Here is a 16,723-nt window from a genome sequence, read left to right as displayed (position 1 = left end):
GGGAGTAGCCGGCTGGTACTGGTCAGAACCGGACGGAGCCCTTGATGAAGCCGCCATGCTGATCGGTGTGCTGCGCAACGTGCCCCTGATAACCGACTTGCAGCACCGCCGCACCACCGTCGAGCAGGGTAAGGCCTGCCTCCATGTCAGCAACAGTGTCATCGAAGCTGGATGTGATCCGGAAGCCGGGGGTATCTGCCGGGGCACCGGCAAAGCCTGCGGTGAGTGCGTGTTCACTGTCGGCATAGAAGGTGACGCCGGCCCTTACGTATGCGCGCATGACCTGGGTCTCGGTGAGCGCGTGTTCGCTGCCGAGTTCAATTGCCGGGGCGGCTGAAAAAATCGTATCGCTGCCACCTTGCACAACAAGGTCGGTGGCCGGGTCTCCGGCTTCATTGATGCCGTCACGGTCGAGGTGGGTCAGGGCCAGATCAACCATCGGTTTGGCATAGAACCCTTCGTGCTCCATCAGGTAGCCGGCGCGAAAATGCGCGCTGACATAGCTGACATCGTGATCGGATGTGCCAGTTGCATTTACGCTGCCGAAAGCGATCGTCCTGGTGGTTTCATAGTGTCCGATGCCACCGGTAACGGCGCCTGCGAAAAGCAGTGGCCCGTTCTGGTATTTCACAATGCCACCGGCATGGAAGCGCCTGCTATCGCTTTCGGCGCCGGATTCCGTGTCGAGGAAACTGCGCTCATAGCCGAGCGCAAGGCCGGCATGCCAGTTTTCAGCAATCGCTGACTGACCGCCGACTGATACTCCGCCTCCCTGTTCCTGAAACCCCAGGGTTTCGGATGTTGCGTCACGGGTCAGAAACCGGCCCTGAGGCCGCATCCAGAAACAGTCTCCTTCCCGGATGACCGCATAATCCTGACCCGACACCTGGCAGGAAAACAGGTCGTTGGTGAAGTTTTCCGCTGAATACAGCATTGCCGTCTGGGTGTTGAGATAGACCTCCGGCGACAGCTGATCGAGAGCAGCAGCGGTTTCTTCCGCGCTGCCAAGGTCAAACAGGCCTGTAATCACCGGGCCGACGCTGCCTGCACCTGCTGCGTTGACGGAGTTGATGTGGCCGAGCAAGTTGACCTGGTTGCGGTTGAAGTTGCCCGTGTCCGCATTCAGCTGGAAGCCCAGTGCAACATCTGTGGCATTGGAAAACAGCAGCGCGAGCTCTGCCAGCGGGTTGAGGACGCCGGTAAGTTCGCCCAGCACAAGTCCGTTGTCGGTTACGCCCTGCGTTGCTGACAGGATGGTGAGAATGCCAAGCGGACTGCCATTGATCAGGTTGACTTCCACCGTGCCGGATAGTTCAGCACTGCCGGAAATGGCCACAAGATCATGAATGCCGGCTGCCGCATCCACATCAACCTCCAGCACACCTTCGGAAGATTGACTAAAGTCACCGGTGATCGATGCGCTCGCCACCGTGTTGATTCCGCCGGCGGCAAAGCTGCCGGTGTTGGTCACATTGCCATTGGTTGTGCCCGACACGTTCAGCGTCCCGGCATTGTTGACGGTGGCGTCTATGGTGCCCGTCGATGTGATGGTCGCGGCCTGGTTGTTGGCAATCGGCTTACCGGATGTGAGTGTGCCGGCATTGGTGATGACGGCGCCCTGAGCATTTTGGACAGTGCCTGCAGAAAGTGTCTGTCCGGCCGCGACATCGACCTTGCCGCCAACATTGTTCAGGGCAGTTATTGTTTCATCGCCGTCTACATCGAAAGTGCCGTTCTCGCTCACTCCGACAGATGCACCGGAGTTGAGCGCACTGCCGTCGGTCCGGAAGGTTCCGTTCTCAATATCGATGGTTGTCGAGGCGAGCGACCCAATGCCAGTAACCTCAAGCCTGCCGCCCTTGATTGTGGTGGCGCCGGTGAATGTGTTCACTCCGGTCAGGATTACGGTTCCGGATCCGAACTTGTCGACACCGATCCCATCATCGCCGGAGATCACCGAGGCGATGGTTGTGCTGGTTCCGGCATCGGCGTTCAGAAAGCTGGCGTTCTCGTTCCCCTCGCTATCACCGGTCATGTTGATGGTGCCGCCACTCAGCGTGTAGCCGTCCGTCTTGAACTGCAGGCCCTGGAAATTTTGCGTACCGACAATGCCGACATTGCCTGCCGTTCCCTGGAAAATCCCGACACCGCTCAACCACTTTTTGTTGGTATCGCCAGCCTCGGTCGTCCAGTTGGTGTTGTCGGTGTTCCAGGTCCCGGTGCCGCCATCGACGCTGTCATTGGCTGACAAGTCTGCGCCGTCCCAGAACTGGATCTGTTGTCCGTTGTTGACCAGGATATTGAATTCGGACGGGGTATCACCGCCGTTGGTGATGATCTGCTCGATTATGGACTCTGTACCAATGTTGTTGACCGTAGCAAAACTTCCGGTGGTCGTGCCGGCAACCTGAAACAGCGTATAGAAACCCGATACCGCGAAGCTCCCGGCACCATCACTTAAATTGAGGGTGCCACCAATTTCCGCATTGCCTTTAACGACAACCAGATCATTTTTGTCGCCGCCGACCATATCAGGTTGGCCAAGCTCGAATTCGCTTGTGGAATCCGCGTCAAGGACCAGGTCTTCAGCAATTGTCAGTGTTCCGGGGCTGGTGCCTGCCGACAGGGTGCCGCCGGCATTGATGCTGGTGGACCCGCCTATGGTTCCGGTTCCGCCCAGGGTGCCGCCTGTGTTGACGTTGACGGCGCCGGTTCCGGTGGAGCCGTTGACCAGCAGGGTGCCGCCGTTCACTGATGTAGTGCCGGTATATGTATTGTTCCCGGTCAGCGCCGTCGTGCCGGAATAGACCTCAACACCACCGCTTCCGTTTATGCGGGGGGTGAAGACATGATCCGTGTCGGTGTGATTAAAAACCAGTTTTGAACTGGCGGTGTTGATGCGGACTTCTGTTGTTTTTAGAGTGCCTGCCGCTGCTGCAGGACTGCCTGCTGCCGCACCGATGTTCAGCACGCCGGTGGAGCCGCCAAGCCAGCCGACAAAAGCAAGCCCCAAACCACCCTTCACGCTGACCTCCGCCTGATCGGCAATGGTCAGAGTTCCCTGGCCACCTGCGCCAACGAACAAATTGCCTCCGGTAGTCCAGGCTGAATTTTCACCGGAGACACTGGCTGTACCGACGGAGCCGGAAGACACTGCAATGCGACTATCGTTCTTAACACTGACCTGGCCGCCATTGGTTACATCCAGCGTGCCCCGGCCGGCCTCCGCCACGTAAAACTGGCCGACGTTTTCCCATAGCGAGTCCGCACCGTCGACAGTCGCTGTGCCGACAGATCCGGATTGCCGGCCAATGACGCCAAATTTTCTCGCCTGAACATGGCCGCCTTGTGAAATGGTGAGAGTGCCGTTGCCCTTTTCCGCGACATAGAGGGTCTCACTGTTTTGCCAGTAGGACCCGGCACCGGTAACAATGGCAGTTCCGACCGAGTTTCCCGAGCGTTCGGCAATGTAGCCGAAAGACCCGAATATCTGGCCGCCATTGGAAACAGTCAGATCGCCCGTGCCGTTAAATGCCACCGAAATGATGGAGGTAGACCCAAGCGTGAACCATTGGCTCCCGCCATCAACCAGAACACTGCCGTTACCGCCGCTATTGAATCCAATGTAACCGCCTCGACTGGCGACCAGTCCGTTGTTTATGACGTTCAGGGCAGCAGTGGAACTCCTGCCGACGAATATAAAGAGATTGCTGACGCCGAGTGGACTCGAGCTATTTGAACCGTCCACCGTTTCAGTGCGATTTTCGATATTGTAAGACTGTGCCACAACAGGCGATGTTGACAATCCGAACATTACCACCGCGGAAACACTGAGCATCAAGGACTGCCTCAGTGCAGATGTTTTGCGTTCCATGAATTCAATTCCCAGACCACCAGTATCACTCACGTCCGGCGTCGTTCCGCGCGCGGTGGCGTCGTCGAATGCCGTCAGGTGACCTGAAACAGGTCTGATGACGAATTTGAACAGTGTGAGGACATTTTGACCGACCTGCGGTCAAATTTGTCCGAAATCAGCGGTTCGCAGCTGGATTTGTAATGCCGACGTGCTCGAATTTGATCCTTAACCGGACAGCAGAATGTTGTAATGGAATCGAGAAACGGTCACGATTGGATACAGTTCCTTCGGTACGTTCAAGGCGCTGGTCAGCGGGCCGGCAAAACTAAGGTCATTTTCATGTCTGTTCCTGTTTCGAGACGATGGCTTTGCCATGCAGCAGCTTTCGCAGGTGCGCTGACTGCTTCCGGTCGCCGTGCCTATGCTGATTTTGAAGATGCGGCGATTGTTCAACCTGCCATGCCGGACGCAACCGCTTTTATCGAGCGTGCCTTTGAGATGCGCCGGCTGGCGGTCGAAAACGGCGACCAGGCCTATGGTGCGGTCATTGTTCGTGACAATGTCATTGTCGGCCAGTCATGGAGCAGGGTGGTACTGGATCAGGACCCGACAGGGCATGCCGAAATATCCGCCATCAGGGATGCCGCCCGCCGCCTTGCGTCTCGAAGTCTGAAAGGTGCCGTCCTGTATTCGTCCTCACGCGCCTGTCCCATGTGCGAGGCTGCCGCGTACTGGGCAGGTATCGACGGCATGATATATGGTCGAAACACCGGCAATGCCGGTGCACCGAGATTATGCAGATAAAACGTCATGTCATTTATCAGATTATTGCTGGCTGTAGCCCTTGTACTGGGATCAGTTACCATTAATGCGAGTGGGCAGAAGCGACATGATTTGCCAGATACCGGGCAGACGGTGCTGCAAGATTTTCTGGCTGCGGCAAGTGCCAACAATACCGAGAAACTGAATGCCGATTTGAAGTCAGGAGTGCCGGTGGACAGCGCAGATGCAGAGGGCAGGACAGCCCTGATGATTGCCACCCAGGCCAACGCCATTGACGCTGCTCGAGTGCTGATAGAAGCGGGCGCGGATGTGAATGCCAAGGACCGACTGCAAGACAGCCCATATTTGTACGCCGGTGCCGAGGGCCGCCTTGAGATTTTGAAAATGACGGTTGCGGCAGGGGCGAATCTAAAGGCTGTGAACCGTTATGGCGGCACCGCACTGATCCCGGCTGCGCATCATGGGCACGTGGAGGTTGTACGCTATCTGCTGACAACCAAAACCGATATCGACCATGTCAATTTTCTCGGTTGGACCGCCCTGCTGGAAGCGGTGATACTCGGCAACGGCAGCCGGACGTACCGGGATATTGTTGACCTGCTGCTGCAGGCCGGCGCCGACGCCTCTATCGGTGACAAGGAAGGCGTTATGGCAATTGACCACGCCAGGTCACGCGGCCAGACAGAGATCGTGCAGTTGCTGGACAAGCACGCGGAAACCCGCGACTAGTCTGCCGGGGTTCTCAAGCCCTGATCAGTGCACTCTTCGGATCATAGAACGGTGCAAACTGTACCTTTGCCTCATACCGCTTCCAGGCGATTTCGACTTCCCATTTTGCTGAGTCAATCCAGTCCTTTGTGACGCCTTCTTCACAATGGGCATAGCCCATGCCGAGAGACTTGTTGACCCGGTGGCCCCAGGCGCCCGAAGTGGTTGAGCCGACACGGATGCCATCGCGGTAAATCGGTTCTTCGTGATACATCAATGGAGAGGCTTCGCTGTCGTCTTCAAGGGCCAGCGTGATCATGCGCTTGCTGCGAATCGGTGCTTGCTTCTGTTTCAAGAGTGCATCGCGGCCAATGAAGCCACCCTTCTTGTCCCACGCAATGGTGAAACCGAGACCGGCTTCGATGGGGGTGTCCTCATCGGCAATGTCATGGCCAAAGTGGCGATAGGCCTTTTCGGTGCGGCAGTTGTTCATGGTGTGCATGCCGGCATGGGCCAGGCCGAAATCCGCACCTGCCTCGATAATGGTGTCATAGACATGCAGGGCAAATTCAGCCGGGATATAGAGCTCATAGCCCAGTTCACCGACATAGGTGATGCGGCTGGCGCGTACCCGGGCATAGCCGACTTCGACTTCACGCGAAGTGCCGAACGGCTGGATATCGGTTGCAAAACTCTCACCGGTCAGTTTTTCCATCAGTGCGCGCGAATTGGGTCCCATCAGAGACAGCATGGGCAGTCCGGACGTGACATCTGTTGCAGTACAGAAGCGGTCGCCGATGTGGCGCTTGAGCCATGAGAAATCGCGGATCTGCGGGCCGGCGCCGGTGACCACCATGAACTCGTTTTCGTCGAGCCGGGTGACCGTCAGGTCGGCCTCGATACCGCCGCGGTCATTGCACCACTGGGTGTAGACCAGCTTGTCGGCGGCTACGTCCACGTCATTGACGCAGATTTCATTGAGAACCGCGCAGGCATCGCGGCCCTGCACCAGGAACTTGGCAAAGCTTGTCTGGTCGAACAGGCCAACCGTGTTTGCCACCGCATCCGCTTCAGCCTGGGCGTACGGGAACCAGTTCTGGCGGTGGAACGAATACTCGTATTTTGCCTCTGCTGCCGTGGGTGCGAAGAAATTGGCGCGCTCCCACCCGTTGACCTCGCCAAAGCAGGCGTTCCTGGCGGCAAGCCGATCATGGAACGGTGATTTGCGGACACCGCGTGCGGTGGTTGGCTGGAAGTACGGCCAGTGCATTTCATACAACAGGCCAAGGCTTTCCGTGGTGCGGTCATGCAGGTATTTTTTGTTGGACTGGAACGGATGCACCCGGCGGATGTCCACGTCGGCCACATCCATTGGCGGGTAGCCGTCCTTGATCCAGTCGGCCAGCACCCTGCCGACACCGCCGGATGACTGGATGCCGATGGAGTTGAAACCGGTGGCGACAAACAGGTCATCGGTGAACGGTGCCTCGCCAAGGTAGTAGCGGTCGTCCGGGGTAAAGCTTTCAGGCCCGTTGAAGAACAAGGCTATGCCGGCGGTCTCCAGAAGCGGCATGCGTGCAACCGCCTTTTCCAGCACCGGTTCAAAGTGATCATAGTCTTCCGGGAAAGTTTCGAACTCATGGTCATCGGGAATGCCGTCCATGCCCCACGGCTTGGCGACCGGCTCGAAGGCGCCGAGCAGCAGCTTGCCGGCATCTTCCTTGTAATAGGCCCATTCATCGGGAATGCGGACAACCGGCATTTCCTTGGGCAGGTCGTCATGAGGTTCGGTGACCACGTAGAAATGCTCTGCCGCATGCAGGGGGATCTGCACGCCGACCTGCTGGCCGAGTTCACGCGACCACATGCCGCCGCAAATCACGGTCTTGTCGGCCATGATGGTGCCGGCGGTGGTTTCCACGCCGGTCACCCGGTTGCCGTCCTTCAACAGGCGGGTGACCTTGGTGTGTTCAAACACTTTTGCGCCGCGCGAACGCGCGCCGGCCGCATAGGCCTGGGTAACGTCAATCGGGTTCACCTGACCATCACCGGGCAGGAAGACGCCGCCGGTGACTTCATGGGTGGCGAGATGGGGCAGGCGTTCCTTTACTTCTCCGGCCGAGATCACCTGCACATCCAGTCCGAAATTCTTGGCCATGGACGCCCCGCGGCGGAACTCTTCAAAACGGGCCTCGGTAAGGGCGACCGAAACCGACCCGTTCTGCTTGAAGCCGGTGGCCTGGCCGGTTTCGGCCTCGAGACCCTTCATCAGTTCGGAAGTGTATTTGGCCAGTTCAGTCATGTTGCGGTTGGCACGCAATTGCCCGACCAGGCCAGCCGCATGCCAGGTGGTGCCGCAGGTCAGTTGCTTGCGCTCCAGCAGCACGACATTGGTGATGCCGATTTTGGTCAGGTGATAGGCCAGCGAAGTGCCAATGACGCCGCCGCCAACAATGACAACATCCGCCTGGGTTGGAAGTTCCTTGGCCATATAAAGATTCCCTGATGTAAAAAGTCCCGAATTGGCCGGCAAACTAGCAAGGCAACGTCCGCCACGATAGGGCCAGAATGCGAAACTCTGGTTGAGCAGATTTCATCGTTCGGGCGGCATGCTTAAGTGGTACAATTCACTTTCTGCGCTTTAGATATTCTCTATCAGCCTGCTGTGCAGCAATAAGGATTTGTTCGACTATCGCTTCGAACTCATCCTTTCCAATTTCATCCAGCCTTTCATAATCGGGAGTCGAACTTGGCCACCAATGATGGTGTCTTCCCGTTTCATCTAGAACCTTCGCCGCAGCTTGTATTGATTGATAACTTGGTCGTTTGACGTTGTTCACTGACGATTTTCTCCTTTCGGAAAATTCCGGTTCTGGATTTTCGCGAACACCAGCTAATGTCCAACCGTATTGCCGTGTGTGAAAAATACAATCGGTAAGAGTGGAGTTCGCCAGTAATTAGCATTGCGGGGCTCGCGAAAGTGTGCCGTCAAGATTTGCGCAAGGGTAGAACAAGTTACTGGTGTTACGTCTTCCGGTGATGGGTGCAATGTTCGTCATAAGAGACACAATGTTCTTCTTACAATACGCGCAGGCGCGGTGTATAAGGAGCGTCGCGCTATTCAACAATCATCAGGCAAGGTAACCGGGCATGTACAAGGGTGACGTCAATCCGCAGGAAGCATTCGAACAGCTTTCGAGCAACAACAACGCGGTGATGATTGACGTGCGCACACGGGCCGAATGGGCATTCGTCGGGGTGCCGGCGGTGGAGCGAATGGCGACCATTTCCTGGCAGCAATTCCCCTCCATGCAGGTCAACGAGGAGTTTGTCGCAACGGTTAAGGAGGCCGGTATCGGCAAGGATGCCGACATCTACCTGATCTGCCGGTCCGGCAGCCGGTCTGCAGCGGCGGCGTCTTTGTTGACCGAAGCGGGCTTTGCCACCTGTTATAATGTGGCCGAAGGCTTTGAGGGTGACCTGGATGAGAGCCGTCATCGCGGCAAAACCAATGGCTGGAAGGCACGCGGTCTTCCCTGGATACAGCAGTGACATCATGAAAAAATCGGTCAAAAATCAAGTAAATCCATCCAAATGGGGCGAAGCCACAAGGCTGGTGCGCGGCGGCCTGGAACGGTCGCATCACGGCGAAACCGCAGAGGCGCTTTATCTCAATTCAGGGTTTGTCTACGACGATGCAGAAACCGCCGAAGACCGGTTTTCCGGTGAAGCGGAAGGCTATGTCTATGCGCGTTACGGCAATCCAACGGTGACCATGTTTGAGGAACGCCTGCGCCTGCTGGAAGGCGCCGAAGCCTGCTATGCCACAGCGTCCGGCATGGCGGCCGTGTGGGGTGCGCTGGCCTGCCAGACCGAAGCGGGTGATCACATCGTAGCCTCAAAAGCGCTGTTCGGTTCGTGTTACCAGATACTCACCGCCATCCTGCCGAAATTCGGCATCACATCGACACTGGTGGACGGCAATGATCTTGACGCATGGCGCGCGGCAATCCGGCCCGAGACCAAGGTGTTTTTCCTGGAGACGCCGTCCAATCCCGGCCTGCAGGTATTTGACATCGCGGCGGTTGCCGACATCGCCAAAGCCAACGGCATATGCGTGGTTGTGGACAATATTTTCGCTACACCGATTGTCCAGAAGACGCTGCCGCTGGGCGCCGACGTGATTGTTTATTCCGGCACCAAGCACATGGACGGGCAGGGCCGTGTGCTGGGCGGTGCGGTCGTGTCTACCGTCGAGTTCAAGGATGAGAAGCTCAAGCCGTTCCTGCGCCATACCGGGCCGTCGCTGTCGCCGTTCAATGCCTGGGTTCTGGTCAAGGGCATGGAAACCCTGAAGTTGCGGGTTGGTGCCCAGTGTGAAAGCGCGCTGAACATCGCCTCGGCACTTGAAGGCACACAAGGGGTGGCAAGTGTCACCTATCCGTGGCTGGACAGTCATCCGCAGGCCGACCTGTGCCGCAGGCAGATGACCGCGGGCGGCACCATGGTGACGTTTGAACTGGCCGGCGGAAAACAGGCCGCCTTCGACATGCTGCGCAGGCTGGAGATCATCGACATTTCCAACAATCTTGGTGATGCCAAGTCACTGATCACTCATCCGGCGACGACCACACATCGCAATATCGGCCAGGAGGCGCGCGATGCCATGGGAGTAACAGATGGCATGGTCAGGCTGTCGGTCGGGCTGGAAGATGCTGAAGACCTTATCGGTGATCTGACCGGCGCGCTCAGGAGCAGCTAGTGGCACGCTTTCTTTAACGTTTCAGGTAAGCTGCTGAGATTGGGCCAGTTTGGACGGCCGTCACACCTTGGCGGCGGGTCCATGCGTCCGACATAGTCGTTCAACTGGTCATGGTACCACCAGCTGTTCTTGCATTTGGGTGTTCCGTGTCGAACACCTCTCCCGGTAACTGCATCCCAGACCGAGCCATTGTTGCCGGGTATTTCCGAATAGGTGATTTTTTCGTATCCTTTGCGATCCGGGCTGAAGGGTGACCAACTGGCCACGAGATGGAATTTGTAGCTTCCCGCTACCGGCGGGTAGAACAAGTCCCAATCTGAACCGGGCGCACCTGCGGTCGATGTGATGTAGTCGTAGTTGGCCTGGTTTCGCAGCATCTGGCTGGGGGTCAGGCCAAACTTCTGCGTCAGCCACTTGTTCGAAATCCTTTGGCCCGGGATTCTGGCGTAGGTCACGATGTCCGCCGCAGTTTCAGGTTCGAGAGCCGGGCGCAAGGCAATGGGCAGCGTAACGCCCTGGGCAGGGATATACCGGGGAAACGGTATGATCATGGGCGCCCAGGTTCCGCTATGGTCGACCAGGCCAACGACCGGCCAATTGTCAAGATTTTCCGCCGCAATCAAAGCATACACGTTGGGGTCCAATCCGTCGCGCCGCTTGATCTCCACATATGCATGCGCAGGATGAGGAGAGTAGGCCCGGACCCTGTAACCCCAGGTTTCAGGCTTGTCAGGATTGTATTCGGCGGACGGAACGAGATGATCCAGTTGATCCGACAATACATCGCTGGCAGCATCAAAGGCGCGTTTGTAGACCTGTTCGCGCAGCAATGCGGGGATTGCATCTCCGGCTACCTTGTCGACCCGGCTCATGGCAATGGAGACTGCTTCAGCCGCGAGATAATTGATGCCATGTTCGCGCAATTGCTTCAGGTCGGGAATGTCGGGTGGCAGGCCCAGGGCAACCATGCCTGCGTTTATTCCGGTGGTAATTGCTGCGCTTACTATTGAACGGCACTTGGCGCTGTCATCAATGACTGAACAAATCTCGCCCGCGACCACGCCAGCCACTGCGGCCTTTGCAGTTTTCAACGCACCGCCCCACTGGTCCAGAATTGCTGTCCCCAGTTCAAGACCGTCCACCCATACACTTTGATTGTCGCGAATGATGTTGCGATAGCGCTGATCGTTAAACCGGCAGCCGGCCCGTACGCCGTACTTCGGAACATCCCGGATAGCCACCAGGTCTGCAAGGCCTATTCCCTGCGGCGCGTAATCACCCAGGTTTACAAACCTTGGTGGAACATAACTTCGCAGGCGGACATCATACAGATACCTGATAAGGCCGGGACAGGCGTCTTCATTGGGACAAAGCCCGCGAAGCGAAATTGCGCCCGGATTCGTGAACTGGCCGGCAGCCGGTTTTAGCGGGCGGGCCAGATTGTCGCTGGCAGGCGGGCGTTGTTTCGATGCCGGCGGCCGGGCGTTGTTCATCAGGACTGAAAGGTCGCTGCCGGGTGAAGGCGGAGGGACAGCGTTGACCGGCGGGGCGCCTGCTGTCGATTGTTCGACGAGACCTTTCCAGAGGCTGATGCTCTTGGGATAACCAATTTCCGGTTCCCGGCCGCGCAATCTGACATAACGGTTGCTGCGGAAAACATAATGCCTTTTGTTGGTGCCCATCTCAAAGGCAGCGTCGATGCCGCGCCGGAAGCCGGACGGCAACCCCCACTCACCGGGCAGCTTCCTGGGATAACCCTTGACCATCCTGCCGTTTGCAAAGCGGACATAGCGACGGCCCTTGAAGAAATAAACACTGCCGTTCTGGTAGACCGCGGCATCAATGCCGGAATGAAACGAACGCGGCAGACCTTTCCATATCGAGATTGGTTTGGGATAGCCGGGATCCACCGCATTTACGGTGAGCCGGACATACTGGTCGCCCTTGAAGAAATATATTTTTCTGTTGTCGGGCAGGTAAAGCGCAGCATCGATGCCTGACTGAAACGACACCGGGAGGTTTTTCCAGAGAGCCATGGATTTTGGATAACCTGCTTCAACCTTGCTATGCCGAAGCCTGAAATACTGACTGCCTTTGAAAAAGTAGGAACGGCCATTGGCGAACACTGCCGCATCAATTTCCGTGACCGGCTGAAACCTGGACTGGCTGGCCAGGCTATCGGTGTTTGAGGCAGATGAATTGTTTGCGGCGTGCGCAGCAATGCCAGGATGAAATATCGCAGCATACAGGATTGCCAGGCAGGAAGTGCCCAACATGGAATTGCGTAACCTGTTGCTTGATCCAGCCGGTACGGTCATGGGTTTCACCTCCCAAAACTGTTCTGGTCACCATTGCTGGTATGTCCTTGCTCACGTCAGGACCAGCGGTGCCTGGTAAACCTTGTCGAATGACCTTGGAGTGAAAGCCGGGCGGTCTCAATATGGCGTTTTCGATATATCAAGATTTGCAAGCTGGCTTGCGCTACTGCGGCGAAATCAGCCGCTCGCCGTCGGCGAATACCTGGTTCCAGCATAATATCTTTACGGACTTGCGTAATCCGGTTGGCCACAACGGGTCTTCCTCAACCAGCTTGCGAGCGGCTGTTTCGTCGGCTGCCTCGACCAGCCACATTCCACCGGCGCCTGCTCCGTCGCCGGTTGTCAGAGGCCCGGCAGCTCTTATTTCTGAATTGTTGCGCTGCAGGAAGGCGAGATGGTCCGGCATGTGCCGGGCTCTGATGTCGGCGCCTGCGCCCGGGTTGTCTTCAAACAGAACGGCGAACAGCATGATGGATATCCTTTTCCTGAAAATTGTCTCGCGGCATCATCATACGGGCGCAGATTTGCAGCTTGAAGCTGTTCTCTTGCATATTTAAACTGCGAATATGCAGCATCTGAACTGGAACGATCTACGCTATCTGCTGGCCGTCAAGAGAGCCGGCTCCCTGTCGGCAGCAGCACGTCTGATGGGCGTGGACGGCACTACCGTGTCACGCCGGCTAGCTGCCTTGCGACGTGCTCTCGGCGAGGATCTGTTGCACAGGCAACCGGACGGGTCCCTGGTTTTGACGGATCATGGTGCAAAGGCAACGTCTCATATAGAGGCCATGGAGCGGGAAACCGACCTTCTGAGCGAGACGTTTGGAGGGGGCGCAAATGAATGCATCGGAACCGTCCGGATTACTTCCGTTCCATTGCTGATCAACCGCTGGCTGGCCCCGCAAGTCGACAGTCTTCTGCAGCAGCATCCCAAGCTGCAGATCGATCTCATTCCCGACAGCAGGGATTTCAGCCTCACCCTGCGCGAAGCAGACATTGCCTTGCGTTTCGCCCGGCCGCAAACCGGCGGCAATGACGTGATTGCCCGCCGGGTTGGATTACTGCCGTTTTCCGTGTTTTCCGCCAAATCAGTTTCGCATCTGCAGGACATCAACCTTCCCTGGGTCACGTATGATGACAGCATGGCTCATCTGCCGCAGGCGAAATGGCTGGCGCAAACCCTGAAACGAAATGGCGGACAACCCTCGGGGCTGCGGGTACACGATATCGAAACGGCGCTGGAGGCTGTCATTGCCGGTATTGGCAAGTCGTTGTTGCCGACCCCTATTGCAGGCCGTATTCCCGCTCTGCGGCAACTGGATGCCGGTTGCACAGAAGTTTCACGAGAGGTTTGGTTGTTGTCCCATCGGAATCAACACTCGCTGCGCCGGATTGCGGAAGTCACAAAGTGGATAGCGGCGATTTTTAAACGCTCTCACTGACATGGGAACGACACTTGTACCGGGCGATGTTGTATTTGTGGGGCGGGGTGGTTGAGTATATGTGGAAAGATGTTTTCCGCACTTGAAGATAATGTCTGCCTGTATAATTATCCGGCCGGAGCAACAACACGGTATCTGTCCAATTATATCCATAAAGTTGCTTCAACTCTTTAAGAAACAATCATGGTAATTGCGGCAACCGCTTATGGAAATTCGCATAGATGATCTGCGCGGGCCCGAAATCGCGGCCCTGCTTGAAGGCCACCTTGACCATATGCGGACACTGTCGCCACCGGATACCGTCTATGCGCTCGATCTGGCGGCCTTGCGGGTGCCGGAAGTGACCTTCTGGACCGTGTGGGATGGAACCGACCTTTTGGGCTGCGGCGCGCTGAAAGAAATTTCTCCGACATTCGCGGAAATCAAGTCCATGCGCACAGCTCCCGAACATCGCGGCAAGGGTGTGGCGGAGCGGATGGTCAGGCACATCCTCGAAGTTGCCCGGCAGCGGGGGTATGAACGGATCAGCCTGGAGACCGGCACCCATGTGGATTTTCGCCCGGCGCACCGGCTTTACCGGCGCTTCGGGTTTGACTACTGCGATGCCTTTGCGGACTATACGATCACGCAACACAATGTGTGCATGACCCTCGAACTGGCGCGAGACTGAAAAAGGCGACATCATGATTATCGAACCTGCGCAGTTGCTGATTTTCATGATGGCCGGCATTGCGCTGAACCTGACGCCGGGTGCGGACATGATGTTTTGCCTGTCGCAAGGGCTAAAGTCGGGGCGGCAGGCGGGCTTTGCGGCCAGCCTTGGAATTGCAACCGGCAGTATTGTCCATGTCCTGCTGGCCGCCTTCGGCCTGGCGGCACTGATTGCGGCCAACCCGGTGGCATTCGAAGTGTTGCGCTGGGCCGGTGTCGGTTATCTGGTGTGGCTGGCGGTGCAGGCACTGAGGCATCCGGTGCAGTTCGACCTGCCCGATGATGCCCGCCGGTCGCGGCCGATGAGAGCCTGGCGCGATGGCGTGCTGGTCAATCTGCTGAACCCGAAAGTTATCGTGTTCACGCTGGCGTTCCTGCCGCAGTTCGTCGATCCGGAGCGCGGGTCGACCGTGCTGCAGTTCCTGTTGCTGGGGCTGGTTCTCAACATTACAGGCACGACCGTAAACGGTTTCGTCGGGATCGGTGCAGGCTCAGTGCGCGGTCTACTGGCGGGAAACAGATGGATTGCCCGAACGCTCGGTTATGTGTCGTCGGCGGTATTCCTCGGCCTGGCGGCAAAACTGGCATTCGACCGGCGGTAGACAACGATAACCACTGCCTCTTGACCGGCCGGAGGTTTATGAACCGCAAGATTCGAGAGCCTTTCAACAAATGTAATACATTCCATGTCGTTATGTTTGCCTGCCGTGGCATTCTTTGGCGCTGGGTAGCCTCGAATACCGAAGTTGGCGGTGTTCTCTTGTAATCAGGATAGTGGTTATGGAATTACTTGTCGGTCTGTTGGTTGAGGTTTTGATCTCATTTGTCGTGGCTGTCGTTCCTGCCATTGCGAGTTTTGCCGCGGCGGTGATTGCCTGGATTGTAGATCTGATCTCGGATCTTGCCGGGAGTTCGGGCGGTCACTCGAATGCGCCAAGCGAGGCCGACAGACAAGACGAGCAGGATGAACCTGTCTCGCCGCCTGCAAATTACAGTCCGTCTGTCGCCCTCAAATGGATCAAGCGAGCTTCGGTGGGTGTGTTTGTGGTCATAATCGCCGGCCTGATCGTGATCAACTTCCTGTTCCTCAAGCCGATTGGCAACTGGGCTTTGGCAAAACTTGAGCAACGGACCGGGATTGAAGTGGCAGCATCCGATATCTCGGGAAACCTGTTTACCGGATCGTTCAGGTTAACCGGCCTGACCGCAAAGCGCGAGAGCAGTGAAAAGAGCAGTTTCGACCTGAAGGTTGATGAAGTCTCCGGCAATCTTGTAATGAACTCTCTGGTCTTTGGGACACCGGTGTTTGACACCTTGTCCGTCAATGGAGTGTCCGGGCGGTTTGATGTCAAAAAACGCGACAAGGACCGCAAGCCCCGGAAAATCAAGACGAGAAGAGATTTCATTGTCAAACACATGATGATCTCGGGTGTTACCCTGCAACTCTACAATGCCAGCAAAGAAGCGCTGGATGTCAATTTTAACTCAGTGGAATCCAGGCCGTTACGCAGCAATTACGCGGTGTTTGATGTGTTTTTCCGATCGAACATCTCAGGCACGCTGGCCGGGCGAAAGCTGGAAATCCGGTCAGCACCCACTGATGGTGGCCGGGCCACGACGTGGAAAATCGATCAGTTGCCGGTATCGGTCCTCGGCCATTTTTCAGATGCTCCGGTAATCAGCTGGCTTGAGCAAGGCACGCTTGATATTGACGTGACAGACAGTTGGAAAGTGACGGACCGTGCGAAGATCAATATGGATTGGCGCCTGCTGGCAAACAACGTGAAAATGCAGATTCCGGCCGACGCCGGGCTGATGCAAAAAACTGTTTTCATACCGGCACAAAAATATCTGAACGGTCGCGACAAGCCGGTCGACGTGTCATTTTCGCTTGTCATGAACGAAGATCAGTTTGAAGGTGCCGCCTCACTGGAGGCCGCCAATCTCTGGGCAACAGTGAGGGACGGATTTATCAAGGCACTGGCTCTGAAGTACCGGAAAGCGGGAGAGCCTGTTGAACAAGATGGCCAAACATCCGGCAGCCAGGAGGAGAAAGCGCGCGGTCTGGTGGACAAGGCTACAGACAGTTTCAAGAGTCTGCTGGACAAGACCCGCAAGGCACCGGTGCCTGAAAACTAGAACG

General features: G+C 56.8%; 13 protein-coding genes. 8 read left to right on the top strand and 5 right to left on the bottom strand.

What is annotated here, in order from left to right; translation table 11 throughout:
- Positions 1-22: 22 nt before the first annotated feature.
- On the bottom strand, positions 23-3,874 hold the full coding sequence (locus DHN55_RS17540) for an autotransporter domain-containing protein (RefSeq protein WP_108882828.1): 3,852 nt from the start codon (positions 3,872-3,874) through the stop codon (positions 23-25).
- Positions 3,875-4,195: 321 nt separating this feature from the next.
- On the opposite strand from DHN55_RS17540, the gene DHN55_RS17535 reads away from it, so the two are divergent.
- On the top strand, positions 4,196-4,660 hold the full coding sequence (locus DHN55_RS17535) for a nucleoside deaminase (RefSeq protein WP_337660469.1): 465 nt from the start codon (positions 4,196-4,198) through the stop codon (positions 4,658-4,660).
- A gap of 90 nt (positions 4,661-4,750) precedes the next feature.
- Positions 4,751-5,368 carry an ankyrin repeat domain-containing protein gene (locus tag DHN55_RS17530; RefSeq protein WP_337660468.1) on the top strand — a complete coding sequence of 206 codons (618 nt, stop codon included), beginning with the start codon at positions 4,751-4,753 and terminating at the stop codon, positions 5,366-5,368.
- 13 nt (positions 5,369-5,381) lie between these two features.
- On the opposite strand, the gene DHN55_RS17525 is transcribed toward DHN55_RS17530, so the two are convergent.
- On the bottom strand, positions 5,382-7,838 hold the full coding sequence (locus DHN55_RS17525) for an FAD-dependent oxidoreductase (protein WP_108882825.1): 2,457 nt from the start codon (positions 7,836-7,838) through the stop codon (positions 5,382-5,384).
- A 136-nt stretch (positions 7,839-7,974) separates the two neighbouring features.
- Positions 7,975-8,187, bottom strand: coding sequence for a hypothetical protein (locus tag DHN55_RS22440; RefSeq protein ID WP_337660467.1), 213 nt, complete (start codon positions 8,185-8,187; stop codon positions 7,975-7,977).
- Positions 8,188-8,497: 310 nt separating this feature from the next.
- On the opposite strand from DHN55_RS22440, the gene DHN55_RS17520 reads away from it, so the two are divergent.
- Positions 8,498-8,899: a rhodanese-like domain-containing protein gene (locus tag DHN55_RS17520; RefSeq protein WP_108882824.1), complete on the top strand. Its 402-nt coding sequence runs from the start codon at positions 8,498-8,500 to the stop codon at positions 8,897-8,899.
- 4 nt (positions 8,900-8,903) lie between these two features.
- On the top strand, positions 8,904-10,109 hold the full coding sequence (gene metZ / locus DHN55_RS17515) for an O-succinylhomoserine sulfhydrylase (RefSeq protein WP_108882823.1): 1,206 nt from the start codon (positions 8,904-8,906) through the stop codon (positions 10,107-10,109).
- Here metZ and DHN55_RS17510 read toward each other — a convergent pair.
- Together DHN55_RS17510 and DHN55_RS17505 are read right to left on the bottom strand one after the other, a co-directional pair.
- Complete coding sequence (locus DHN55_RS17510) at positions 10,106-12,427, bottom strand: hemopexin repeat-containing protein (RefSeq protein WP_108882822.1); 2,322 nt, start codon at positions 12,425-12,427, stop codon at positions 10,106-10,108. The genes metZ and DHN55_RS17510 overlap by 4 nt on opposite strands.
- A 163-nt stretch (positions 12,428-12,590) precedes the next feature.
- Positions 12,591-12,896 carry a YciI family protein gene (locus DHN55_RS17505; RefSeq protein WP_337660466.1) on the bottom strand — a complete coding sequence of 102 codons (306 nt, stop codon included), beginning with the start codon at positions 12,894-12,896 and terminating at the stop codon, positions 12,591-12,593.
- A gap of 97 nt (positions 12,897-12,993) precedes the next feature.
- Here DHN55_RS17505 and DHN55_RS17500 point away from each other — a divergent pair, with 97 nt between their 5' ends.
- The 4 genes from DHN55_RS17500 (at position 12,994) to DHN55_RS17485 (ending at position 16,719) form a co-directional block, all read left to right on the top strand.
- A complete protein-coding gene (locus tag DHN55_RS17500) occupies positions 12,994-13,869 on the top strand; it encodes a LysR substrate-binding domain-containing protein (protein WP_108882820.1) in 876 nt (291 codons plus the stop codon).
- Positions 13,870-14,074: 205 nt separating this feature from the next.
- Positions 14,075-14,539: a GNAT family N-acetyltransferase gene (locus DHN55_RS17495; RefSeq protein WP_108882819.1), complete on the top strand. Its 465-nt coding sequence runs from the start codon at positions 14,075-14,077 to the stop codon at positions 14,537-14,539.
- Between the two features lie 13 nt (positions 14,540-14,552).
- The gene (locus DHN55_RS17490; protein WP_108882818.1) at positions 14,553-15,182 is read left to right on the top strand and encodes a LysE family transporter; all 630 of its coding nucleotides are present in this window, start codon (positions 14,553-14,555) and stop codon (positions 15,180-15,182) included.
- A 178-nt stretch (positions 15,183-15,360) separates the two neighbouring features.
- Entirely contained in the window at positions 15,361-16,719 is a 1,359-nt protein-coding gene (locus DHN55_RS17485) for a hypothetical protein (RefSeq protein ID WP_108882817.1), read from the top strand.
- The last annotated feature ends 4 nt before the right edge of the window (positions 16,720-16,723 follow it).

Origin of the sequence: Anderseniella sp. Alg231-50 (assembly GCF_900149695.1) — a bacterium.
Taxonomy (GTDB): domain Bacteria; phylum Pseudomonadota; class Alphaproteobacteria; order Rhizobiales; family Aestuariivirgaceae; genus Anderseniella.
This window is presented reverse-complemented; position numbering and strand designations above follow the sequence as displayed.